At 60.1% G+C, this 22,203-nt stretch carries 21 protein-coding genes; 11 read left to right on the forward strand and 10 right to left on the reverse strand.

Going from position 1 to position 22,203, the window contains the following annotated elements; translation table 11 throughout:
• Positions 1-519: 519 nt before the first annotated feature.
• A complete protein-coding gene (locus tag ACN0Q0_RS10400; RefSeq protein ID WP_417243327.1) occupies positions 520-1,542 on the forward strand; it encodes a hypothetical protein in 1,023 nt (340 codons plus the stop codon).
• A 125-nt stretch (positions 1,543-1,667) separates the two neighbouring features.
• On the opposite strand, the gene ACN0Q0_RS10405 is transcribed toward ACN0Q0_RS10400, so the two are convergent.
• The 5 genes from ACN0Q0_RS10405 to cdd form a co-directional block, all read right to left on the reverse strand.
• Positions 1,668-3,203: an SPOR domain-containing protein gene (locus ACN0Q0_RS10405; RefSeq protein WP_417243328.1), complete on the reverse strand. Its 1,536-nt coding sequence runs from the start codon at positions 3,201-3,203 to the stop codon at positions 1,668-1,670.
• Between the two features lie 79 nt (positions 3,204-3,282).
• Positions 3,283-3,915, reverse strand: coding sequence for a uracil phosphoribosyltransferase (gene upp, locus ACN0Q0_RS10410; RefSeq protein ID WP_417243329.1), 633 nt, complete (start codon positions 3,913-3,915; stop codon positions 3,283-3,285).
• Positions 3,916-3,960: 45 nt separating this feature from the next.
• Positions 3,961-5,172 carry a phosphopentomutase gene (locus tag ACN0Q0_RS10415; protein WP_417243330.1) on the reverse strand — a complete coding sequence of 404 codons (1,212 nt, stop codon included), beginning with the start codon at positions 5,170-5,172 and terminating at the stop codon, positions 3,961-3,963.
• Positions 5,169-6,479: a thymidine phosphorylase gene (locus ACN0Q0_RS10420; protein WP_417243331.1), complete on the reverse strand. Its 1,311-nt coding sequence runs from the start codon at positions 6,477-6,479 to the stop codon at positions 5,169-5,171. Before ACN0Q0_RS10420 ends, ACN0Q0_RS10415 begins: the two co-directional genes overlap by 4 nt.
• An 8-nt stretch (positions 6,480-6,487) precedes the next feature.
• Positions 6,488-6,874, reverse strand: a complete 387-nt coding sequence (gene cdd / locus ACN0Q0_RS10425) for a cytidine deaminase (protein WP_417243332.1) — start codon at positions 6,872-6,874, stop codon at positions 6,488-6,490.
• Between the two features lie 260 nt (positions 6,875-7,134).
• On the opposite strand from cdd, the gene ACN0Q0_RS10430 reads away from it, so the two are divergent.
• Together ACN0Q0_RS10430 and ACN0Q0_RS10435 are read left to right on the forward strand one after the other, a co-directional pair.
• Positions 7,135-9,417: an NADP-dependent malic enzyme gene (locus ACN0Q0_RS10430; RefSeq protein WP_417243333.1), complete on the forward strand. Its 2,283-nt coding sequence runs from the start codon at positions 7,135-7,137 to the stop codon at positions 9,415-9,417.
• A gap of 333 nt (positions 9,418-9,750) precedes the next feature.
• Positions 9,751-11,640: an AMP-binding protein gene (locus tag ACN0Q0_RS10435; RefSeq protein ID WP_417243334.1), complete on the forward strand. Its 1,890-nt coding sequence runs from the start codon at positions 9,751-9,753 to the stop codon at positions 11,638-11,640.
• A 74-nt stretch (positions 11,641-11,714) separates the two neighbouring features.
• Here ACN0Q0_RS10435 and ACN0Q0_RS10440 read toward each other — a convergent pair whose 3' ends face one another.
• On the reverse strand, positions 11,715-12,473 hold the full coding sequence (locus ACN0Q0_RS10440; protein WP_417243335.1) for an NAD kinase: 759 nt from the start codon (positions 12,471-12,473) through the stop codon (positions 11,715-11,717).
• A 247-nt stretch (positions 12,474-12,720) separates the two neighbouring features.
• On the opposite strand from ACN0Q0_RS10440, the gene glyA reads away from it, so the two are divergent.
• Positions 12,721-14,016 carry a serine hydroxymethyltransferase gene (gene glyA / locus ACN0Q0_RS10445; protein ID WP_417243336.1) on the forward strand — a complete coding sequence of 432 codons (1,296 nt, stop codon included), beginning with the start codon at positions 12,721-12,723 and terminating at the stop codon, positions 14,014-14,016.
• Positions 14,017-14,074: 58 nt separating this feature from the next.
• On the opposite strand, the gene ACN0Q0_RS10450 is transcribed toward glyA, so the two are convergent.
• Positions 14,075-14,446 carry a hypothetical protein gene (locus ACN0Q0_RS10450; RefSeq protein ID WP_417243337.1) on the reverse strand — a complete coding sequence of 124 codons (372 nt, stop codon included), beginning with the start codon at positions 14,444-14,446 and terminating at the stop codon, positions 14,075-14,077.
• Between the two features lie 53 nt (positions 14,447-14,499).
• Here ACN0Q0_RS10450 and ACN0Q0_RS10455 point away from each other — a divergent pair, with 53 nt between their 5' ends.
• Positions 14,500-15,282 carry an alpha/beta fold hydrolase gene (locus ACN0Q0_RS10455; RefSeq protein WP_417243338.1) on the forward strand — a complete coding sequence of 261 codons (783 nt, stop codon included), beginning with the start codon at positions 14,500-14,502 and terminating at the stop codon, positions 15,280-15,282.
• A gap of 75 nt (positions 15,283-15,357) precedes the next feature.
• Here the strand turns inward: ACN0Q0_RS10455 and ACN0Q0_RS10460 are convergent, their stop codons facing one another.
• Complete coding sequence (locus ACN0Q0_RS10460) at positions 15,358-15,540, reverse strand: CTP synthetase (RefSeq protein ID WP_417243339.1); 183 nt, start codon at positions 15,538-15,540, stop codon at positions 15,358-15,360.
• Positions 15,541-15,686: 146 nt separating this feature from the next.
• On the opposite strand from ACN0Q0_RS10460, the gene ACN0Q0_RS10465 reads away from it, so the two are divergent.
• The 3 genes from ACN0Q0_RS10465 to ACN0Q0_RS10475 all read left to right on the forward strand — a co-directional run bounded on the left by ACN0Q0_RS10465 (position 15,687) and on the right by ACN0Q0_RS10475 (position 17,249).
• Positions 15,687-16,049: a type II toxin-antitoxin system prevent-host-death family antitoxin gene (locus ACN0Q0_RS10465; RefSeq protein ID WP_417243340.1), complete on the forward strand. Its 363-nt coding sequence runs from the start codon at positions 15,687-15,689 to the stop codon at positions 16,047-16,049.
• A 490-nt stretch (positions 16,050-16,539) separates the two neighbouring features.
• Positions 16,540-16,806 (forward strand): DUF4258 domain-containing protein, encoded by a 267-nt coding sequence (locus tag ACN0Q0_RS10470; protein ID WP_417243627.1) that lies wholly within the window; start codon positions 16,540-16,542, stop codon positions 16,804-16,806.
• Positions 16,803-17,249 (forward strand): helix-turn-helix transcriptional regulator, encoded by a 447-nt coding sequence (locus ACN0Q0_RS10475; RefSeq protein ID WP_417243341.1) that lies wholly within the window; start codon positions 16,803-16,805, stop codon positions 17,247-17,249. The genes ACN0Q0_RS10470 and ACN0Q0_RS10475 overlap by 4 nt, the downstream gene beginning before the upstream one ends.
• Positions 17,250-17,418: 169 nt before the next feature.
• Here ACN0Q0_RS10475 and lepA read toward each other — a convergent pair whose 3' ends face one another.
• A complete protein-coding gene (gene lepA, locus ACN0Q0_RS10480; protein ID WP_417243342.1) occupies positions 17,419-19,218 on the reverse strand; it encodes a translation elongation factor 4 in 1,800 nt (599 codons plus the stop codon).
• A 450-nt stretch (positions 19,219-19,668) separates the two neighbouring features.
• On the opposite strand from lepA, the gene ACN0Q0_RS10485 reads away from it, so the two are divergent.
• The 3 genes from ACN0Q0_RS10485 to ACN0Q0_RS10495 are packed head-to-tail and all read left to right on the forward strand — an operon-like array spanning position 19,669 to position 21,471.
• Positions 19,669-20,040, forward strand: coding sequence for an arginine transporter (locus ACN0Q0_RS10485; RefSeq protein ID WP_417243343.1), 372 nt, complete (start codon positions 19,669-19,671; stop codon positions 20,038-20,040).
• Positions 20,041-20,044: 4 nt separating this feature from the next.
• The gene (locus ACN0Q0_RS10490; protein WP_417243344.1) at positions 20,045-20,779 is read left to right on the forward strand and encodes a DUF4336 domain-containing protein; all 735 of its coding nucleotides are present in this window, start codon (positions 20,045-20,047) and stop codon (positions 20,777-20,779) included.
• Between the two features lie 2 nt (positions 20,780-20,781).
• Complete coding sequence (locus ACN0Q0_RS10495) at positions 20,782-21,471, forward strand: NAD-dependent deacylase (protein ID WP_417243345.1); 690 nt, start codon at positions 20,782-20,784, stop codon at positions 21,469-21,471.
• Between the two features lie 10 nt (positions 21,472-21,481).
• On the opposite strand, the gene ACN0Q0_RS10500 is transcribed toward ACN0Q0_RS10495, so the two are convergent.
• Positions 21,482-22,033: a 2OG-Fe(II) oxygenase gene (locus ACN0Q0_RS10500; protein ID WP_417243346.1), complete on the reverse strand. Its 552-nt coding sequence runs from the start codon at positions 22,031-22,033 to the stop codon at positions 21,482-21,484.
• Positions 22,034-22,203 lie beyond the last annotated feature (170 nt).

Here is a 22,203-nt window from a genome sequence, read left to right on the forward strand (position 1 = left end):
CCGTCCGTATCTGGTGAGACCAATTGGCCAGTAGGGGTGGGTCACAATTCGCCGCAAATTGGACGCAAATGCGGCATAATCCCGCCATTGGCACAAATCCTGACAGGGGCGTTTCATTGTTCACGGTTCTGATAACGATCTCTTAACTTTTTTCCCCGCGCCGCTGAATTTAACCAGTATTCCGGAGCCAATCCGCGATGTGTATCGCTGTTTTAAAAGGAGATTCGGACGGGATTCGCACATAAACGGGACGGGCGTCCGCCGTAGAATTAACTATGTACGCCGTTTTATGTCGGGGCATTTTCCCGTCATACGCCCCCCTATGCCCCCCGCTTTCACGCGGCATGCGCGGCCCAAATCACGCCAAAGACACCCGCACGACGGCCCTTTGCGTCTCGACAATGTGGCAAGACCGCCGTCTTTGAGCGATCGACGCGGCCGCATTGTCCCGCTTTTCATTGTCGCAGCGACCAAGGCGCGGTAAAGTCGGTCAACAATAACAAAAGAGCAGGCCCGCGCATGACTGCGCTTACCGAATATGAGCGACTGGAGGCCTCGGCCCTCTGGCGACCCGAGGGCGAGACCCAGAAACGCGAGGTTCTCGTGTCCCTTGGCGATGCCACTCTGGTGATTTCGGATTTCGCCGGCACACCATTGGCCCATTGGTCCCTGCCCGCCATTGAACGCATCAATGGCACCAACGAAAAAAAGGCGCTCTATAGCCCCGACCCCGATACCGACGAGCGGTTGGAAGTCGACGACAGCACATTGATTGAAGGTATCGCCCGTATCCGGAGCGCCCTTGAACGGGGCCGCTACCATCCCGGTCGTCTTCGCGGCATGGTCATCGGCGCAGCGCTCGCGGGGGGGGTGGCCCTTGGCGTGTTCTGGCTTCCCGATGCGCTTATCCGACAGGCCGTCTCGATTGTGCCGGATGTCACGCGGGTGGAAATCGGCGCACAGCTCCTTGACCGGATGCAGCGCCTGTCGGGGCGCCCGTGCGTCACAGAGCGCAGCGCCCAAGCTCTTGAGCATCTCAACAGCCGTTTGCGCGCGGTCGCGGGCGGGCGGCTTGTCGTCGTCGAAAGCGGCGTGCCGACGACGCAACACTTGCCGGGCCGGATCGTTTTGCTCAATCGGGCCTTGGTCGAGGATTTCGACGACCCCGCCGTCCCTGCCGGATTTGCTCTGGCCGAGATGGAGCGGGCGCGTCAGCATGATCCGCTTGAACGATTGCTGAAGCAATCAGGGCTGATGGCAACACTGCGCCTGTTGACCACGGGCCACATTGATCCCGAAACACTGGATGCGCATACCGAGGACCTGTTGACCGCCCCGCCCGCTCCGATCGAGGCGACCGATGCGCTCATTGCGCGGTTCGTCGCGGCTCAGGTCCACATCGCGCCCTATGCCTATGCAGTGGATATAACAGGCGAGACGACCCTGCCCCTGATCGAGGCCGATGCGGTCAACGTCGACGATACCCGCGCGGTCTTGTCAGATGGGGATTGGGTGGCCTTACAGGGCATTTGCGGCGGCTGATCCCACAGTCCACACCCGCCCACGTCCCGGTCTCGCCACATAGCTCGCAAACGAAAACCCCCGCCAAATGCGGGGGTGTCGTATTATTGTATGTAATATCAGTGCGTTAAAAAGCAATCTCGGGCTTATTTGCGGGCGAAGGCATCGGAATACCCTGCGGCGCGAATGGAGCCCAAGGCATTCATCGTTTGCTGCGTCGAACCGAACGGCCCCGCCATCACGACCTTGATCGATTTGCCGCCACGGTTGAGCATTTGCGACGACACAGGCACACCCATCGACGTCAGGCGGGCAATCGATTTGTCGGCATTGGTTGCGACCCCGAAGGCCCCGACCTGAACATAACGCAGGTTGGCAGGCGCGGCTTGCACCCGTGGGGTGGTCGCGGGAGCGGTGCTTTTGGTCGAGATGCGGGTGGAGGGTGCCACCGCAACAGGGGCCTGAGGCACAATGACCGTGGCCTTTTTCTGGCTAGAGCCAAACAAGGTTTGCCAAAAGGTTTTCGGTGCGGGTGCATAAACATCGCGTGCAGGAGTTTCCTGTGACCAGACCTGCGCCTGTTGCAAATCGCCCTCATAGGTGCGCGGGCCGCGTTCGGGGTTCAAACGACCATCCTCCCACACGCGGGTATAACCGGCGGGAATGCTCACCGGCACGGGGCGCGGCAGGGTGATGCCCTGCGCGGCGGCGGCGCGTTGAAGTTGCGCCGATTGGGCCTGTGTTTGTGCCACATGGGCCTGACGGCGCACAACAAAACTCGACGGGTGCTGTGCCTGTGGGCCACAGCGCACATCGGATGCGCCAGAGTTCACCATATATTGCGCGGCATTGCCGCTTAGCCCCGCGCAACCGCCAACAGTCGCAGATCCGTACTGTGGCGCTGCGGCAGACTGCGGAGCGGCGGCATAGCGTGGTTGCACCGCAACAGGAGCAACAGGCACGCGCACCATTGTGGGCTGTGTCGTGGTGATCTGGCCGCCACCCGCCGTACGCACTGTGACACCCGCGGGCAGGCGTTTCATCACGTAGTCGGACGGGTGAACATCCTGCGGGCCGCGGCGGATGCCTACGTCTGCGGTGCGGGTAACGTGCGTCACGGCACGGGTGGGCATCTGAACCGTGACCGGCGTGGCGGGGGGGACCGCGGTGCCGACAGGGCTTTGGGTAGCGGGGCTTTGGGCAGCGGGAGCCGCGGTCACCGTGGGGGACGGGACGCGCACAACGGTGGATCGGGCGGGCGATTGCGCAACGGCGACAGGCGTCGCAACGCGAACCGCTTGACCCGCAACCGGCTTGGGCGCCCGGGCAACGGCGCGGGGGGCCTCGGCGACCACAGGAGCCGGTGTTTGCACCTGAGCGGCAGGGGCCTGTGCAACAGGATCCGCAATCACGGGAAGCTTGGCGTCCGCGATCTGCGTGGGTTTAAATCCGCACATGACATCGCGCGAACGGGTTACGCGCGGCACCCATTGGGTGCCACCCCCATATCCGGCACGGACATAGACACAGCCACGGCTGTCGACATATTGCGACCCTTTAAAGCTCGACGGAGGAAACTCCGCCGGCTCATCCGCGTTGCGGAGCGTTTTGGCGCTCAAAGGTGCGACAGACAAAACGGCAATAATGGCCGCAATGGAAACTGATTTTAAGACCTTCATCATGTGCCCCCACACAAAATATTGTGGGTAAGGCTACCGTAGTTCACCTTAGGTTGCAAAGATCAATTCAGATTATCCACAGCTATTTTGTGCCGAACATCCGGTCACCGGCATCACCGAGCCCCGGAACAATATAGCCGTGCTCGTTAAGCTTTTCATCCAGAGAGGCGGTTACAATCGGCACATCTGGGTGCGCCTCTTTCATCCGCGCGACGCCCTCGGGCGCAGCCAAAAGGCACAGGAACCGGATGTTGGTGGCGCCTGCCTGTTTCAACAGATCGATCGCCGCAACCGAGGAATTGCCCGTGGCCAACATCGGATCCACCGCAATCACAAGACGATCCTCAAGCGCGTCCGGCACCTTGAAATAGTACTGCACAGGTTGCAGCGTTTTCTCGTCGCGGTACAACCCGACAAAGCCGACACGGGCGGAAGGGATCAGCTCCAACACCCCGTCGAGCAAACCGTTGCCCGCCCGCAAAATGGAGATCAGCGCGAGCTTTTTACCGTCCAGAACAGGCGCATCCATCGGCTGCATCGGGGTTTCGATCCGCTTGGTCGTCATGTCCAGTCCACGCGTGACCTCATAGGCCAAAAGCTGCGAGATTTCGCGCAACAACTGCCGGAACACCGCCGTGGAGGTGTCGACCTCCCGCATCAGTGTCAATTTGTGTTGAACAAGCGGGTGTTTCACAACGGTCAGGTGGTCAAGCATAGCAATGGGTCCTTGGTCTGGCGGAAAGGAATGGAACGGTCCGGGTCATAGAAACGATGTCCCGGGCCCGGGATTTTCGAGATCGAGATGGGCGGCAATAGAGGCGGCAACGTCGACAAACGCGACCTTGCCAATGGCTCGCGGGCCGACCCCGTGGCCGATAACAGGCACCATTTCGCGGGTGTGATCGGTGCCGACCCACGTCGGGTCGTTGCCGTGATCGGCGGTGAACAGGATCAAATCTCCCGCACGGGCGCGCGCCATCAAACGCGGGATCTGGGCATCGAACCATTCGAGGTGACGCGCATAGCCCGACACATCGCGGCGATGGCCATAAAGGCTGTCGAATTCGACAAAGTTGGCGAAGGTAAACGAGCCCTCTGCGGCCTCGTCCATGACATCGCACAGATGGTCGAACAGGGTCACATCGGCGCCCTTGCGCACCTCGTCGATCCCCTGCATCGAGAAAATATCGCCGATTTTACCCACGGCATAGACCTTGCGCCCCGCATCATGCGCCCAGTCACAGATCGTCGGCGCGGGCGGCGCAATGGCGTAATCGTGACGGTTCAGAGTGCGCGAAAACCCGTCGACCTCATTGCCCACAAACGGCCGCGCAATCACCCGTCCGATTTTCATCGCGTGCAGCGTTGGCGCGAGGTCCTCACACAGCTTGAGCAGACGCTCCAGGCCGAAATGCTCTTCGTGCGCCGCGATCTGCATCACGCTATCCACCGACGTATAGCAAATCGGCCAACCGGTTTTGACATGCTCGGCACCAAAATCATTGATCACCTGCGTGCCGGACGCGTGGCAATTGGCCAATGTTCCACCCGCCCCGCACAGGGAGGCGGTCAGGTCCATGATCTCTTGCGGAAATGACGGCTCGGTTTTGGGGAAATAGCCCCAGTCCCACGGCACAGGCACGCCCGCCAACTCCCAGTGACCCGAGGGCGTATCCTTGCCCTGCGACACTTCGGCGGCGGCCCCGTACAGCCCGCGTGGGGCGGCCGCCAGATTTGGCGCGGGATCGGATGTGGCCACGCCCATCGCGGCCCCGAGACCAAGCGCGTCCAGATTGGGCAAATGTAGCGGCCCCGACCGCCCCTCTTCGGCCTTTCCCGCCGCACAGGCCTGCGCGATATGGGCAAGCGTATTGGCCCCTGTGTCGGGCACATCGCCGTTAAAAAATGCGCTCGCATCCGGTGCGCCACCGAGGCCCACGGAATCCAGTACGATCAGAAATGCACGGGTCATAGCGTCACCTTTTCATAGACAAGCGGTAGGGCGTCGGGTTGTGTTTCGCCAAGAATTACAGCCGCGCGAACCGCCGCCTCGGCCCGGTCGGCATCGGCGTCAGAGCGCGCGTGAATGGTCGCGACAAGGTCGCCGGAGCCAAGGTGGTCCCCGACCATGCTAAAGTTGGAAAAGCCGACAGCAGGGTCGAGCGTATCGCCGCCTTTAAGCCGCCCGCCGCCAAGGTGAACCACCGCCATACCAAGCGCATGACCGTCCATCTGCGCCACGAACCCCGCGTCTTTGGCGACAACATCGCGCACCACAGGAGCCGATGGCAACCGGTCGCGCCAGTGGTCGACAAAGTCGCGCGGCCCGCCCATTGCACGGATCATGTCGCCAAACCGTTCGGCGGCAGAGCCATCTTGCAAGGTGGCGCGCACGGCGTCCGCCGCGTGATCCGCGTCCTCGGCCATGCCCGACAGAACCATCAACTCACCACCCAAGGCGCAGGTCAGGTCGCACAGGATGTTGTCCACTTCGCCGCTCGTCATCGCCGACATCACCGCCATGATTTCAAGCGCATTGCCCATCCACGGACATAGCGGTTGGTTCATGTCCGTAATCAGCGCGGAGGTCTTGCATCCTGCCCCGTTGGCCGTGGTCACGAGGCTTTGCGCCAAGGCTCTGGCCTCTTCGCGGGTGTGCATGAAGGCGCCCGAGCCGCATTTGACATCGAGCACCAAACCCTCAAGCCCTGCGGCGAGTTTTTTCGACAGGATCGACGCGGTGATCAGGTCGATGCTTTCCACCGTCCCCGTGACATCGCGGATCGCATAAAGCCGCTTGTCGGCGGGGGCGATGGCCCCCGTAGCCGACACGATCGCAAAACCCGTTTGCGCCATAATCTCGCGAAACCTGTCTTCGCTCACTTCGGTTTTCAGACCCGGAATGGCCTCTAGCTTATCAAGCGTCCCGCCCGTATGGCCAAGGCCCCGCCCCGACACCATCGGGACAAATCCGCCCAAAGCGGCAAGTGCAGGCGCAAGGAGCAAGGACACACAGTCGCCAATGCCACCCGTGGAATGCTTGTCGATCGCGGGCGCGGGGGCGTCCCATGTCATCACGCGACCGCTGTCGCGCATCGCGAGTGTGAGGCCGACACGCTCGGGGTCGGACATGCCGTTCAGGAGCGCAGCCATGGCAAAGGCCCCCGCCTGTGCATCGGTCACAACGCCACTCGCCAACCCGTGGGCGAACCACGTCAATTCGTCGGGCGAAAGCGTATTTCGGTCCCGAAGCTTTTCAATAATGCGGCGCGCGTCCATTTGGTATCTCAATCCATGTATTCGGTGGAAAAGGCCCCGGGCAGCAATTCACCAACCGTAAGCGTGAGTGTTTTACCCGTGCGTGACATCATGGTGACCGGCACTTCGGGTGCTGCAAATTCATGCAGCTTTTGACGACAGCCACCACACGGCGGGGTTGGCTCGTCACTTGACCCGATCACGGCCACTTCGACAATTTCCGTCTCGCCGCCCAAAACCATTGCCGCGATGGCGCCCGCCTCGGCACATGTGCCCTCGGGATAGGCGGCATTCTCGACGTTAACACCCGCAAAGACCGCGCCCGATGGCGTTTTTACGGCGGCGCCCACTTTAAAATTGGAATAGGGCGCATAGGCCTTGCCTTGGGCGGCTTTGGCATCGTCAATCAGGGGCATCGGTCAAAGGCCTTTCGCAAAATTTGACTACATGGTCGAGATTGCGCTTTGAGGCATTGGGATGCAAGCGTGATGCCGCCTCAAGTTACAAAAACTCCGCGTCAGGCCCTAAAATGCATTTGTTTGCGCTAACCCCGCCCCCTAGGTCAACGCGAGGCTTGCGCGACCGCCGCCCAAGCGCGTAAGGGCAAAGAAATCACATCGTGACAGACGCACAACTTTAAATTAGTTTAGCATTAAACTAAATGGTGGAGAAACCCATGGCAGACGACAAAAGAGACGAAAGCCTCCGCAAGGCGGCCCTCGATTATCACGAGTTCCCGAATCCCGGGAAACTCGAAATTCGCGCCACCAAACCGCTTGCCAACGGGCGTGACCTTGCGCGGGCCTACTCCCCCGGCGTTGCCGAAGCCTGTATCGAGATCAAAAACGACCCGAGCACCGCAAGCCGCTACACCTCGCGCGGCAACCTCGTCGCCGTGGTCACGAACGGCACGGCCGTATTGGGGTTGGGCAACATCGGCGCCGCCGCCTCAAAGCCCGTGATGGAGGGCAAGGCGGTCCTGTTCAAAAAGTTTGCCAACATCGATTGTTTCGACATCGAAGTGAACGAAACCGACCCTGAAAAGCTTGCCGATATCGTCTGTGCGCTGGAACCCACCTTTGGCGCGATCAACCTCGAAGACATCAAAGCCCCCGATTGTTTTATCGTTGAACAATTGTGCCGCGAGCGCATGAACATCCCCGTATTCCACGACGACCAACACGGCACCGCCATCGTTGTCGGCGCCGCCGCGACCAACGCCCTGCGCGTTGCGGGCAAGAACATCGAAGATATCAAGGTTGTCTCCACGGGCGGTGGCGCGGCGGGCATTGCCTGTCTCAACATGTTGCTCAAACTCGGTCTCAAACGCGAAAATGTCTGGCTATGCGACATCGCAGGACTGGTCCATGAGGGACGCGAAACCGAAATGACGGCCCAAAAAGCCGAATACGCCCAAAAAACCGACCTGCGCACGCTTGACGAGGTGATGGACGGGGCCGACATGTTCCTTGGCCTGTCCGGCCCGGGGGTCCTCACGCCCGAGATGGTCAAAAAGATGGCCAAACAACCGATCATCTTTGCACTGGCCAACCCGACGCCCGAAATCATGCCCGACGCGGTCAAAAAGATCGCGCCAGACGCAATCATCGCAACGGGCCGCTCGGATTATCCCAACCAGGTCAACAACGTGCTGTGTTTCCCGTTCATCTTTCGTGGTGCGCTTGATGTCGGCGCAAGCGAGATCAACGACACCATGCAAATCGCCTGTATCGAAGGCATCGCCGCCCTGGCACGGGCCACAACATCCGCGGAGGCCGCCGCCGCCTATCAGGACGAGCGGATGACCTTTGGGCCCGAATACCTGATCCCCAAACCGTTCGATCCACGTCTGATGGGCGTTGTCGCCTCTGCCGTGGCCCGCGCCGCGATGGAAAGTGGCGTCGCCACACGGCCTATCGATGATCTCAAAGCCTACAAAGACAGTCTGGATCACTCGGTCTTTAAATCCGCACTTTTGATGCGCCCCGTGTTCCACGCCGCCTCACAGGCCGAACGCCGCATCGCCTTTGCCGAGGGCGAGGACGAGCGCGTTTTGCGGGCGGCACAGGCGATGATCGAGGAAACCACGGACAAGCCAATCCTGATCGGTCGTCCCGAGGTCATCGCCATGCGGGCCGAACGCGCAGGCCTCAAAATCCGCCCCGGTGTGGATTTCGAGATCGTGAACCCCGAAAACGACAGCCGCTACAGACAGTATTGGCAGTCCTACCACAAACTGATGGAACGCCGTGGCGTGACGCCCGATCTGGCCAAAGCCATCTTGCGCACCAACACCACCGCGATCGGCGCAATCATGGTCCATGAGGACCACGCCGACAGCATGATTTGTGGCACTTTTGGCCAGTACCTGTGGCACCTCAACTACATTGAACAGATCCTTGGCACCAAGGAACTGAGCCCCGTGGGCGCGCTGTCCCTGATGATCCTTGAGGACGGGCCGCTATTCGTCGCAGACACCCACGTACACACCGAACCCACGCCCGCGCAAATCGCCAAAACGGTCTGTGCTACGGCACGTCACATCCGCCGCTTTGGCATTGATCCCAAAATTGCGCTGTGTTCGCATTCCGAGTTTGGCAACCTCAACTGCATGACGGGGCGCCACATGCGTGAGGCGATGGCGATCCTCGACAGTGAGCCGCGCGACTTTATCTACGAGGGCGAAATGCACATCGACAGCGCCCTGACGCCTGATTTGCGCGAGCGGTCCTTTCCGCATTCGCGCCTTGAGGGCCCCGCCAACGCCTTGGTCTTTGCCATCGCCGACGCGGCCTCGGGCGTGCGCAACATTCTCAAGACCAAAGGCGGCGGTCTGGAAGTCGGGCCGATCCTGATGGGCATGGGCAACCGTGCGCATATCGTAACACCGTCGATCACCTCACGCGGGCTGTTGAACATGTCCGCCATCGCAGGCACGCCCGTCACGCACTACAGCTGACGCAGCGCCGCAATACGCCAAACCGTCGCCCGCCCTTTGGCGGGCGATTTCCGTTTGCACTTGCCGCGATCTGCAAAGTTTGCAAACCAAATTGCTACACAGGTTTGCAACATTTTCCCCAAACGACTCGGTGGCTTTGCTAGGACACTCACGCGAGTGGAGAGCTTGCACGACGAGAGTCGGCAATCAGTGACCATCTGGCACAGGGAGGAGACCTTGCCCGATGGTCACTGGAAGCGTTTAAGTTGTTTCGAGACACCCCGATATGCAACATTTTGCGCGACGGGGTGATGTCGACGCGCCTTGGCCGCGCTAGCAGTGAGGAGAACACACATGGGTTACGCAGACGTTTACAGCGCTTGGAAAGCCGATCCGGAGACATTCTGGATGGAGGCCGCCGAGGATATTCATTGGTACGAAAAGCCGTCGAAAGCCTTGTTCGATGAAAACGCGCCCATCTACGAATGGTTCTCCGACGGGATGACCAACACCTGTTACAACGCCGTCGACCGCCACGTCGAAGAGGGCCGTGGCGACAACCTTGCCATCATGCACGAAAGCCCGATCACCCATTCATCCAAGGGCATAACCTACCGCGAATTGCGCGACCGCGTGGCCTCGCTCGCCGGCGCGCTACGGATGCGTGGCGTGGGCAAAGGCGACCGCGTTATCATCTACATGCCCATGATCCCCGAGGCCCTTGAGGCGATGCTTGCCTGTGCGCGGATCGGCGCGGTCCATTCGGTGGTGTTCGGTGGATTTGCCGCCAACGAGTTGGCCGTACGTATTGACGACTGCACCCCCAAAGCCATCATCGCCGCGTCTTGCGGGTTGGAGCCGAACCGCGTGGTGCACTACAAACCTTTGCTTGATCAAGCCATCGAAATGGCCACGCACAGCCCTGATTTTTGCGTGATCTTCCAACGCGAGCAGGAGGTTGCGAAACTTGTCGAGGGGCGCGACTTTAGCTGGCACGGGTTCCAATACGGTGTCAAACCCGCCGAATGCGTCCCCGTTGAGGGCAACCACCCCGCCTATATTCTGTACACCTCCGGCACCACGGGCCAACCCAAGGGCGTCATTCGCGCCACGGGCGGGCATCTTGTGGCGCTGCAATGGACCATGAAAAACATTTACAATGTCGGACCGGGAGAGCGGTTCTGGGCCGCCTCGGACGTCGGGTGGGTCGTGGGGCATTCCTACATCTGCTACGGGCCGCTGATCACGGGCGCCGAGACATTGGTGTTCGAGGGCAAGCCGATCGGGACGCCACACGCAGGCGTGTTCTGGAAAATCATCCAGAACCATCGCGTCAAATCGTTCTTTACCGCGCCAACCGCCCTGCGGGCGATCAAACGCGAAGACCCTGATGGCGAATGGATCAAACGCTACAAGCTCCACGATCTGCAGGCGCTGTTCCTTGCGGGCGAACGTGCCGATCCCGACACGATCAAATGGGCGCAAAAACACCTCGGCATCCCCGTCATCGACCACTGGTGGCAGACCGAAACAGGATGGGCCATTGCCGCCAACCCGTTCGGGATCGAGGAACTGCCCGTCAAAATCGGCTCCCCCTCGGTGGCGATGCCCGGTTATGAGATCGACATTCTTGATGATGCGGGCCACCCCGTTGCCAATGGCGAACTCGGTGCTATCGCGATCAAATTGCCCCTGCCGCCCGGCACGCTGCAAAACCTGTGGAATGCCGAAGAGCGCTACAAAAAATCCTACCTCAACACCTTTCCCGGCTATTACGAGACCGGCGATGCAGGGGTGAAGGATGACGACGGCTACCTCTACATCATGGCGCGCACCGATGACGTGATCAACGTCGCGGGCCACCGCCTGTCGACGGGCGCGATGGAGGAGGTTCTCGCGGGTCACCCCGATGTTGCGGAATGCGCCGTGATCGGCGTCACCGATCAGCTCAAAGGGCAAATGCCGATGGGGTTCTTGTGCCTCAACAAGGGCTGCGACCGCGACCACACCACCATTATCAAGGAATGCATCGCCGCCGTGCGCACGGACATCGGCCCTGTTGCCGCGTTCAAACTGGCCTGTATCGTGGACCGTCTGCCCAAAACCCGTTCGGGCAAAATCCTGCGTGCTACGATGGTCAAAATCGCGGATAGCGAGGATTTCAAAATGCCCGCCACCATTGATGACCCCGAGATTCTCGACGAAATCAAAGTGGCGCTTCAGGGACTTGGCTACGCCAAATAAGCCATTCATACGGCACAGAAAACGCGCTCCGACCGGGGCGCGTTTTTCATGGGCCGCCACATATGCGGGTGCGCTTAGGTGAATTGCTCGCGCAACAACCGCTCTTCCAACCCGTGACCCGGATCAAACAAAATGCGGTGATTGATTGACGGCTCGGAGGCAATTTCGACCCAAAGCACATTGCCCGCCGAACGACTATCCGCATCCGCCATCACGGGGCGTTTTTCCGCCTCCAACACGTCGATGCGTACCCTGGCCGATTTGGGCAAAAGCGCCCCACGCCACCGACGCGGGCGAAACGCCGCCATCGCGGTGAGCGCCAGAACATCCGAGCCAATCGGCAAAATCGGACCCCGTGCGGAATAGTTATAGGCGGTCGATCCCGCAGGCGTGGACAGCAAAACCCCGTCACACACCAATTCTTCCATCCGGACCCGCCCGTCCACCGAGACCTGCAATTTCGCTGCTTGCGGCCCTGCGCGCAGCATGGACACCTCGTTGATCGCGAGCGCGTGGTGCATCTCACCGTCCGCCCCCAAGGCCGTCATGCGCAACGGATTAATGACTTCTTCGGCGGCATCATTGAGGCGGTCACGCAATCCGTCCTCTTGGAACTCGTTCATCAAAAAACCGACCGTGCCACAGTTCATTCCGTACACAGGCGTGTCCAGATGCATGGTCGCGTGCAGCGTTTGCAACATGAACCCGTCCCCGCCCAAGGCCACGATCACGTCCGCGTCCTCGGCCGCAACAGGGGTATAGCGCGCCTCCAGACGCTCAAGAGCACGTTGGGCGATTTGCGCCTCGCTGGCGGTGATGGCGATTTTGACCATGGCACTCCGACTTTCTATGGCCCGCATGCGAATATCTGTGCGCGACTCTCGTCTGTCTGCCTATCAAACCAACCGCAGGTTTTCACGTCTTTTCAGCACCGTGGGCCACTCATCTTGCGGCTTGGCGTGCCCCTGTCCCCCAAAACCATGTGCTTCAAGATGATTATGCGCCTGTTATGGGTTTTCCAAACCGCTCACTTTGGCTAAACATCGCGCAGACACGTCCCTGCTGCCAAGGAGCACCCCGATGACATCCAACGTCCGCGACGCCGGTTTCTTTACCGAAGACCTTTCCACACGCGACTCCGCAATTTTTGACGTCCTGACCAACGAGCTTGGCCGTCAACGCGACGAGATCGAATTGATCGCCTCCGAGAATATCGTCTCCTCTGCCGTGATGCAGGCGCAAGGCTCTGTGCTGACCAACAAATACGCCGAAGGCTACCCCGGACGCCGTTACTACGGTGGCTGTGACGTTGTGGACGTGGCCGAAAACCTCGCCCGCGACCGCGCCAAGGAATTGTTCGGCTGTAAATACGTGAACGTTCAGCCCAACTCGGGCTCGCAAGCCAACCAAGGCGTATTCCAGGCGCTGCTTCAGCCCGGGGATACGATCCTCGGCATGTCGCTCGACGCAGGCGGGCACCTCACCCACGGCGCCAAGCCCAACCAGTCGGGCAAATGGTTCAACGCGATCCAGTACGGCGTGCGCAAACAGGATCAGCGGATCGACTACGACCAGATTCAGGAGCTTGCGACAGAGCACAAACCAAAGATGCTGATCGCAGGTGGTTCGGCCATTCCACGTCAGGTGGACTTTGCCAAAATGCGCGAGATTGCCGATTCCGTTGGCGCGATCTTGATGGTGGATATGGCCCACTTCGCGGGTCTCGTCGCGGGCGGCCAACACCCCTCGCCCTTCCCACATGCTGATGTTGTGACCACCACGACCCACAAGACCTTGCGCGGGCCACGTGGCGGTATGATCCTGACCAACGACGTCGAGATCGCCAAGAAAGTCAACTCGGCCATCTTCCCCGGCATTCAGGGCGGCCCGCTCATGCACGTGATCGCGGCCAAAGCCGTGGCCTTTGGCGAGGCGCTGCGCCCCGAGTTCAAGGCCTACGCCGAGCAGGTCGTCAAAAACGCCCAAGCGATGGCAGACCAGTTGATGAAGGGTGGCCTCGACATCGTCACCGGCGGCACCGACACCCACGTGGTGCTCGTGGACCTGCGCCCCAAAGGCGTCAAAGGCAACGCGACCGAGAACGCGCTGGGACGTGCGCACATCACCTGTAACAAAAACGGTATCCCGTTTGACCCAGAGCCCCCCATGGTCACATCCGGCGTGCGTCTGGGTTCGCCCGCGGGAACCACGCGCGGGTTTGGCGAGGCCGAGTTCCGCCAGATTGCCGACCTGATTGTGGAGGTCGTCGACGGCCTCGCGCAAAACGGCGAAGAGGGCAACGCGGCTGTAGAGGCGAAAGTCAAAGCGGATGTGGACGCTCTTTGCGCCAAATTCCCATTGTACCCGAACCTCTAAGCGATTGAGTTAGAATGATTTAAGAGGGGCCTTCGGGCCCCTTTTTCTTTGCCCGCGCTTAGATCAGCCCACGCCAGATCATGGTGCCAAGCACCAAACCAATGGTCACAAACACGACAAATGCGATGGCGGCAATCAGGTCCAGAATCTTGGTCTTGCGCCGCTGCACAGGATCGACCGCGCCCAAGTGGCGCGACAGGTTTGCCACCGCCCGCTCCACCCGCGTGTGGTCAATTTGACGCGCCAGTTTCGGGTGTGTTTCCAACGCCATAGCCGCCACAATCACCGCACCGTCACGGCGCGCCCATCGGGGCAAACGCCGTCCTGCCTTGGCCAGTTTCGCCGCGAACCCGTGACCTGAGCGCACGCCCAAACGGCTGTGCAATAGCTCCGAAAGATGGTCCGCTTGATGTGCAATTGAATGATCCATGTTTGCGAAACTAGGGGCTTTTCGCCGCCGCTCCAAGGCACTAAGTCTGGGTCATGTTGAATTATATCACCACTGGCGCCCCCACCGACCTGCCCCCGCTGCTCATCGTTCATGGCCTGTTCGGCTCTGCGCGGAATTGGGGCGTAATCGCAAAACGCATTTCTGATCAGCGACTTATCGTCTCCGTCGATATGCGCAACCACGGTGAAAGCCCACGGTTCGCGACCCAGTCCTACGCCGATATGGCCGCCGATCTGGCACAGGTTCTGGACCACCTCGTCCCGACCCACGGCACGTTTCATGTCTTAGGCCATTCAATGGGCGGAAAGGCGGCGATGCTGTTGGCCCTGACGCGCCCCGAACTCCTTAAGTCTTTGATTGTCGCAGATATTTCCCCTGTCGCCTATAGCCACGACAACACCCACCTGATCCATGCCATGCGCGATCTGGACCTGACGGACATTGACCGCAGGTCAGAGGCGGACGCGGCATTGGAGGACGCAATTCCGGATGCGGGCGTGCGGGCGTTCTTGCTGCAAAGCCTTGTGACGAAAGAGAAAAAATGGCTTCTCAACCATGACGTTCTAGAGGCCGAAATGCCCAGTATTGTGGGCTTCCCGCAGGTATCCGGACAGTATAACGGCCCCGCTTTTTTTGTCTCCGGAGGCGAGAGCACCTATGTCTCGCGCGACCATCGCGGAGCAACTAAGGCGTTGTTTCCAAGTGCAAAATTCGCATCCATTCCCGGCACAGGCCATTGGCTTCATGCGGAAAAGCCACGCGAGTTCGAGGCGGCATGTCGCGCATGGATGACGGCAATGGACGCAGGGAACTGACGCCGCGCACATTGGTCAAAGGCGGGAAAATTCCGGCGTAAAATCACGCGGCATCCCACGCCGGAACGGGAGCCCCTAGAGGTCGACGATCTTTTTTGAAACGATCCAAGTCACTGGAATCGATACAACAAATCCAATGGCTGCGGCCACAAGGATGGGTTTGAGCGTGTCCATGCCGATGGTCAGGGCCACCACCACACCAACCCCCATCAGGGTCGTTGAAATCAGGGAAAAAAGAATACCGGCAAGCCTGTTCATGGCTGTCTCCTATGTCACTCGTTCGCGTCACATCACAGGTAAAGAGGCGCCGCGCGTGTCGCTTTGATCTGGAACAATCGTAAAGCTGAATGCGTACGCCAATGTGACACGATGTTTAATCTTTTGCGCAACTTTGGGACCAGACGTTGCAAAAGGTTAAGATCATTATGGCCTACTTAGGGATCAAATTAAGCACGCTACGCCCGCGGTTGACCGAACTGTTGGCCTGCGTCGAGCGCGGCGATCACGTGATCATCCGGCGCCACGGACGGGCGGTGGCCGCGATCGTGCCGATGGTTGATCTGGAACGGATCTGGGACCATCAGGACGAGGAACGCGACGGTCCGCGCAGCCCGCGCACAGGGGTGCGACCAGGGCGCGCGCTCGTCGGGTGGGGCGCCCGATTGGAGCGCGAAGACCAAGAGCGCGAGGCCGCACGAAGAAACGGCGAAGACAAGAAATGGAACAGTTTTTGGGTTTGGGCGCGGTCGCTCGGAACGAGCGATTGAACCTGTGAGACAGGTTCAAAGCGCCCAAACGCGTTCGCACACTTGCGAACGCCGGTTTATAGGCGAAGATGCGGCAGAGAAGTTTGGGCAGCTCCCGCCCTCCCCAAAATCCCCCCCTAAAGAAGAAGGCACCGCGCTATCCAAACCCCAGCGCCCGACACTGGGTGGGGGCTGAAAGCGCCCTCCCGTGGGGATGAAGAAGGGACCGTCGCCCCAGTGGGGCGGCGTAAGCCCTGATGAACGGGCGCTGACTGACGAAACAGCAGATAGCTCTCTTGTGCCTAATGTATTTTGGACCCATATATGTTGTGAGAGGTGCAACGGACGTACAAAAAAACGATCTGTTCACGGTTTAGTAACTTGATCAAATGTATCACGGTGATATATGCACTGCAATGAAACAGAACCTTGGACACCTACAAATGCAACATACTCTATTCGTGAAATCGGGCGACACCCAGCCTTATCGATCGCATATAAATTGCATGCGATGCAACGAGCGGCAGAACGCAGCATACTGACACCTGATGTTCGATATTTACTAAAAAATGGCTTCGTTTATGAAGACGCTGTTCCCGCGAAATCCCGAGGGTACTTCCGATACGTTGTACAGGGAACGACCCCAAATAGTGACAGCAGACAGATTGCAGCCGTTGTAATTCCAAATGCCGCTACAATGTCCATGAAGATTGTAACGCTTTATTGGGTCGACGAAGAAACGACGAAAGCGGGTACGTCAATGGAGGGCCCGAAATGACAAAATATCACTACACCGAATGTGGCCTCGACAATGTTTACATTGAGGGCCTCGCCCCAGTAATCGATGAAGAAGGTGACGAGGTGATCGAAATTCGCTTCATTGCCGCGCTACACGCGGAGATCGCGCGTGGAATCATCAACCAAAAGGGGAAAATTGACGGCTCGGAACTCCGTTTTCTGCGCACGGAAATGGGTCTTACTCAATCCGAATTGGCTCAAGTCGCTAGTGTAACTCACCAACTGATCGGACGTGCGGAGCGGGGAGAAACTCCCCTCAACCCAACCGCTGAAACGGTAATTCGCCGAGTTGCTGCTGAGCGGTTAATCGAAGCCTTTACACAAAGCATCGAAGACCTCGCGGCAAGCATTCGAGCCGATTCAACCGATGAAGAAATCAACGTCGAAATGAGCGGCAATGGTTACAGGTTGATAGCGGCCTAACAAGTTTCAGATCAACGAAATATGAAAAGGCCGCCCAAATCGGGCGGCCTTTTTCATTCGCATGACGCCACCTAGCGCCCCACCCCGCCGCGGCGTCCCCGCACTCTTTTCCTGCGAAACGCGCCCTGTCACCCACGCGCACTAAAATGGACGAATGATCGCGAAGCGATCAATTGTCCATCTTCAGCGCGTTGATGAACGCTTCTTGCGGGATTTCTACGCGTCCGAACTGGCGCATTTTCTTTTTCCCTGCTTTTTGCTTTTCGAGCAGCTTCTTTTTGCGTGTGGCGTCGCCGCCGTAGCATTTGGCGGTCACGTCCTTGCGCAGTGCGGAGAGCGTTTCGCGGGCGATGACTTTGCCGCCGATCGCCGCCTGGATCGGGATTTTGAACATGTGGCGCGGGATCAGGTCCTTGAGCTTTTCGCACATGGCACGGCCACGGGATTCGGCGCGGTCACGATGCACCATGGTGGAGAGCGCATCGACGGGCTCGTCGTTCACGAGGATCGACATCTTGACGAGATTGTCCTGACGGTAATCGAGGAACTGGTAGTCGAACGAGGCGTAGCCCTTGGTGATGGATTTGAGGCGATCGTAGAAATCGAACACCACCTCGTTGAGCGGCAGGTCGTAGACCACCATCGCGCGTGCGCCCGCATAGGTCAGATCCATCTGGATGCCACGGCGATCCTGACACAGTTTGAGCACGTCCCCGAGGTAGTCGTCGGGGACCATGATCGTGGCCTTGATGCGCGGCTCTTCGATGTGGTCGACGTAGGTCAGGTCGGGCATGTCGGCGGGGTTGTGCAGCTCCTTCATCGTGCCGTCGCGCATAAAGATACGGTAGATCACGGAGGGCGCGGTGGTGATGAGGTCGATATCGTATTCGCGCTCAAGGCGGTCGCGGATCACCTCGAGGTGCAGCAGACCGAGGAAGCCACAGCGAAAGCCGAAGCCGAGGGCGGCGGATGTTTCCATCTCGGAGCTGAACGAGGCGTCGTTGAGTTGCAGTTTTTCGATGGCGCTTCGCAGGTCCTCGAAATCGTTGGCGTCGACGGGGAACAGCCCGCAGAACACCACGGGGATCGAGGGTTTAAAACCCGCAAGTGCCGTGGCGCAGGGCTTTTTATCATGGGTGATAGTGTCGCCCACTTTGGTGTCGCGCACCTGTTTGATCGAGGCGGTGAAGATGCCGATTTCGCCCGGGCCAAGCTCGGCAATATCGACCATCTGCGGTTTGAGGACGGACAGTTTGTCGACGCCGTACGCGGCACCGGTTTTCATCATCTTGATCTTGTCGCCCTTTTTGATCACGCCATCGATGACGCGGATCAAAACGACCACGCCGAGGTAGGCGTCGTACCAACTGTCCACGAGCATCGCCTTGAGCGGGGCATCGCGGTCGCCTTTGGGGGCGGGCAAGCGGGTGATGATGGCTTCGAGCACGGCGGGGATGCCGAGGCCGGTTTTGGCGGAGATTTCGATCGCCTCGGAGGCGTCGATGCCGATCACGTCCTCGATGTTGGTGCGCACGGCCTCGACGTCGGCGGCGGGCAGATCGACCTTGTTGAGCACCGGCACGATTTCGTGGTCGGCGTCGAGCGCGTGATAGACGTTGGCGAGCGTTTGCGCCTCGACCCCTTGGGAGGCGTCCACGACCAAGAGCGAGCCCTCGACGGCCTGCATCGAGCGACTGACCTCATAGGCGAAATCAACGTGACCGGGGGTGTCGATCAGGTTGAGGATATACAGCTCGCCGTCGTTGGCGGTGTATTCGATGCGCACCGAGTTGGCCTTGATCGTGATGCCGCGCTCGCGTTCGATGTCCATGCTGTCAAGCATCTGCGCCTTCATATCGCGATCCGCCACGGTGTTTGTGGACTGGATCAAGCGGTCGGCGAGGGTCGATTTCCCATGGTCGATGTGAGCGACGATGGAGAAGTTACGGATGTTTTTCAGCTCGGTCATGGGAGGCCCTTGGACGGATGCAAATGAAGCGCGGTCAACTGTGCGGCCAGAGCGCAAAACACTCCCCCCGCGCGCGCGTGAATTTAGCTGATTTCTATGGGGGGAAAGCGGGGGAAAGGCAAGGCCTGTGCGATTGGCAGGCTTAACTTTAGCCGCGTCACCGCAGGCGCAGCTTGCAATCGTTTGAGGTCTGCGTGAATTATGGCGGATTGAGGCCGTGAATTTTGGTGGGGCGTGAAGCGCTCCCGCCCCCGTGCTGACCGCGCGCCTTTGGCGTGACGGCCCGCCCCCTGTCCACACGTTGCGGCGGCGGGTTGGATTGGGGCCACCATGCGCGGGTTCGTGCTTTTGTGTGTTCCCCAACAAACCCGTGAATTGCCCCCGTCTTCGATTTCCCGCATACTGGGGCAAATCCCGCCACAGAGCGGACAGACGGGCAAAGGGCAGCGCATGACGTTCGGAACTTCTACCACAGCACACACACTCACCAAAACGGTTCTTCTCATGTCCTGCGTCGCGCTTGTCGCCTCGTGCGGGGCGCGTGGGTCGAACCGTTCGGTCACGCCCCATGCCTTTGCCACGGGGCCGCTGTATTCGGCCTGTATGGCCGCGGATCGCAAGGCCGCGACATCGTCCACCTGCGGGTGTGTTCAGGCGGTGGCCAACCAGAAGCTGTCGGCAAGCGACCAGTCCAAGGCCGTGGCGTTTTTCCGCGACCCGCATAAATCGCAAGAGGTGCGCCAGTCGGACAATCCGTTCAACGAGGCCTTCTGGAAACGCTACAAGGCGTTCGGAGCCTCGGCGGCAAGCACCTGCGGCTAGGCCCATGGCCAGGCCCCGCAACCTCTACGACCCGCTGAACACGCTCAAGCCCGTGGGGCCTGATGTCTGGATTGCCGACGGCCCGCCCGTGCCGTTTTACGGTGTGGCGTTTCCGACGCGCATGACGGTGGTGCGTATCGGGGCGCAGCTTTGGGTGCATTCTCCGATTGCGCCCGATGCGGGGCTGTTGGCCGAGATGGCGGCCCTTGGCGAGGTGGCGTGGCTGATCGCGCCCAACCCCATTCATTATGTGTCCGTGGGCGATTGGGCCAAGCAGTTTCCAAAGGCACAGGTTTACGCCGCACCGGGTGTGGCGGCACGGGCCAAAAAATTCGCGATTGCCTTTCCGCCGCATGAGGTATTGAGCGATGAGGCCCCCGCACCCTGGGCGGCGGAGATTCAACAGCGCGTGGTGGCGGGGCACCGGTTCCTGCACGAGGTGGTATTTTATCACGGCGCGTCACAGGTGTTGATCCTCACCGATCTGATCGAGAATTTCGAGGCCGCAAAGGTCAGCCCGCTCAAGGCGGTGTTGTTTCGCATGGCGGGAATTCTGGACCCTGATGGCAAGGCGCCGCTTGATATGCGGATGTCGTTCAAATCGAAAAAGGCGGCCCGTGCGGTGATGCGCGAGGTGATCGCATGGGCCCCCGAAAAGGTGATCATCAGCCATGGACGGTGGTATGAGACGGATGGCACGGCCGAATTGAAACGGGCCTTTGCGTGGTTGGGAGTGTAGCGATGCGCGGCGGGATTTTCATTTTGTCAGGGGCGGGGTTGTCGGCCGAAAGCGGCTTGAAAACCTTTCGCGCCGAGGACGGTTTGTGGGAGGACCACCGCGTCGAGGATGTGGCGACCCCCGAGGCCTTTGTGCGCGATCCTGCCTTGGTGCAGCGGTTCTACAACGCGCGCCGCGCCGGTGTGGCGGCGGCGCACCCCAACGCGGCGCACGTCGCCTTGGCGCATCTACAGGCAACATATGACGCGCCTGTGCATCTGGTGACACAGAACATCGACGACCTGTTGGAACGCGCCGGCGCAACGGATGTGATCCACATGCATGGCGAGGTCACATCGGCGCTGTGTGGCGCCTGTGGTCATCGGTGGCCCGCGCCGGTGGAGATGGCGGTGGGCGCGTGTTGTCCCGCGTGTGACGCACCGACCGCGCGGCCCGACATCGTTTGGTTCGGGGAAATCCCGTACCACATGGACCGGATCCACGCGGCACTGGAGGCCAGTGATCTATTTGTGGCGCTCGGCACCTCCGGCAATGTCTATCCCGCGGCGGGCTTTCGCCAGTTGGCGCAGCAATCGGGGATCAGGACGTTGGAATTGAACCTCGCGGCCTCGGGCGTGCCGTTCGACGAGGTGCGCGAAGGCGCGGCGTCCGATGTGGTCCCTGCGTGGGTGGCCGAGGTGTTGGCGAGCTGAGGGCGACCCGCTAGCGGAATGCGGGGCCGTGAACCCATGTCGAGAGCGAGAACCGCTCGCCTTTGGTGACGGGTGTCACGCGGTGCAAGGTAAAGGACGGGAACAGCACCGCCGAGCCACGGGTGCGGTTGGCCTCCTGCACCCCCGCATCGGGTTGTAGTTCCAATGCGCCGCCCTCGTAATCGGCAGGCTCGGACAATTGCACCACCATGGTCAGTTTGCGCCGCGCCGCGAACACGCCGTCCCCAATGTCGGAGTGCCACGTAAAATGGCCCTGACGTTCGGCACCGTAGCGGGCGACTTGCGGGCTTTCGCCAAACTCGGTCAGCGCAAAATCGAAATGGGTGCGGTTGGCCTCGGCCACCAGATCCATGATCCGCGCCATCACCCATTCGGTGCCGTCACGTTCGTCGAGCCACGCAAGGTCGGCACGGCGCAGGTTGTGATTGGCCCCGCCGCGCACAAGCCCCGCATCCGCAAGCTCGGCCTCGCAGGCCAGACCCACAATCACGTCACATTCGGCGGGCGAAAACGCCGCATCGAAAGAATAGACATTCAGCATGCTCTATCTCCGGCAAGTGCGCCGCGCACCGCCCTGTTCAATTGTCTCTATGAGGGTAGAATCGGGTGGACTGACCCGATGTCCTGCATGCGGTTTACGCCATTCGCGCACCGAATCAATATAAAAAGAAACACCCGCCGCGTGTCATGCACGGGCGGGTGTCCGGTCGG

The sequence above is a fragment of the Celeribacter sp. genome (genome assembly GCF_048259695.1).
GTDB lineage: Bacteria > Pseudomonadota > Alphaproteobacteria > Rhodobacterales > Rhodobacteraceae > Celeribacter.

What these genes read in the sequence shown, in the direction of transcription:
- ACN0Q0_RS10400 (WP_417243327.1), top strand. Translation starts at nt 520, where the DNA reads ATGACTGCGCTTACCGAATATGAGCGACTGGAGGCCTCGGCCCTCTGG.
- ACN0Q0_RS10405 (WP_417243328.1), bottom strand. Translation starts at nt 3,203, where the DNA reads ATGATGAAGGTCTTAAAATCAGTTTCCATTGCGGCCATTATTGCCGTT.
- upp (WP_417243329.1), bottom strand. Translation starts at nt 3,915, where the DNA reads ATGCTTGACCACCTGACCGTTGTGAAACACCCGCTTGTTCAACACAAA.
- ACN0Q0_RS10415 (WP_417243330.1), bottom strand. Translation starts at nt 5,172, where the DNA reads ATGACCCGTGCATTTCTGATCGTACTGGATTCCGTGGGCCTCGGTGGC.
- ACN0Q0_RS10420 (WP_417243331.1), bottom strand. Translation starts at nt 6,479, where the DNA reads ATGGACGCGCGCCGCATTATTGAAAAGCTTCGGGACCGAAATACGCTT.
- cdd (WP_417243332.1), bottom strand. Translation starts at nt 6,874, where the DNA reads ATGCCCCTGATTGACGATGCCAAAGCCGCCCAAGGCAAGGCCTATGCG.
- ACN0Q0_RS10430 (WP_417243333.1), top strand. Translation starts at nt 7,135, where the DNA reads ATGGCAGACGACAAAAGAGACGAAAGCCTCCGCAAGGCGGCCCTCGAT.
- ACN0Q0_RS10435 (WP_417243334.1), top strand. Translation starts at nt 9,751, where the DNA reads ATGGGTTACGCAGACGTTTACAGCGCTTGGAAAGCCGATCCGGAGACA.
- ACN0Q0_RS10440 (WP_417243335.1), bottom strand. Translation starts at nt 12,473, where the DNA reads ATGGTCAAAATCGCCATCACCGCCAGCGAGGCGCAAATCGCCCAACGT.
- glyA (WP_417243336.1), top strand. Translation starts at nt 12,721, where the DNA reads ATGACATCCAACGTCCGCGACGCCGGTTTCTTTACCGAAGACCTTTCC.
- ACN0Q0_RS10450 (WP_417243337.1), bottom strand. Translation starts at nt 14,446, where the DNA reads ATGGATCATTCAATTGCACATCAAGCGGACCATCTTTCGGAGCTATTG.
- ACN0Q0_RS10455 (WP_417243338.1), top strand. Translation starts at nt 14,500, where the DNA reads ATGTTGAATTATATCACCACTGGCGCCCCCACCGACCTGCCCCCGCTG.
- ACN0Q0_RS10460 (WP_417243339.1), bottom strand. Translation starts at nt 15,540, where the DNA reads ATGAACAGGCTTGCCGGTATTCTTTTTTCCCTGATTTCAACGACCCTG.
- ACN0Q0_RS10470 (WP_417243627.1), top strand. Translation starts at nt 16,540, where the DNA reads ATGCAACGAGCGGCAGAACGCAGCATACTGACACCTGATGTTCGATAT.
- ACN0Q0_RS10475 (WP_417243341.1), top strand. Translation starts at nt 16,803, where the DNA reads ATGACAAAATATCACTACACCGAATGTGGCCTCGACAATGTTTACATT.
- lepA (WP_417243342.1), bottom strand. Translation starts at nt 19,218, where the DNA reads ATGACCGAGCTGAAAAACATCCGTAACTTCTCCATCGTCGCTCACATC.
- ACN0Q0_RS10485 (WP_417243343.1), top strand. Translation starts at nt 19,669, where the DNA reads ATGACGTTCGGAACTTCTACCACAGCACACACACTCACCAAAACGGTT.
- ACN0Q0_RS10490 (WP_417243344.1), top strand. Translation starts at nt 20,045, where the DNA reads ATGGCCAGGCCCCGCAACCTCTACGACCCGCTGAACACGCTCAAGCCC.
- ACN0Q0_RS10495 (WP_417243345.1), top strand. Translation starts at nt 20,782, where the DNA reads ATGCGCGGCGGGATTTTCATTTTGTCAGGGGCGGGGTTGTCGGCCGAA.
- ACN0Q0_RS10500 (WP_417243346.1), bottom strand. Translation starts at nt 22,033, where the DNA reads ATGCTGAATGTCTATTCTTTCGATGCGGCGTTTTCGCCCGCCGAATGT.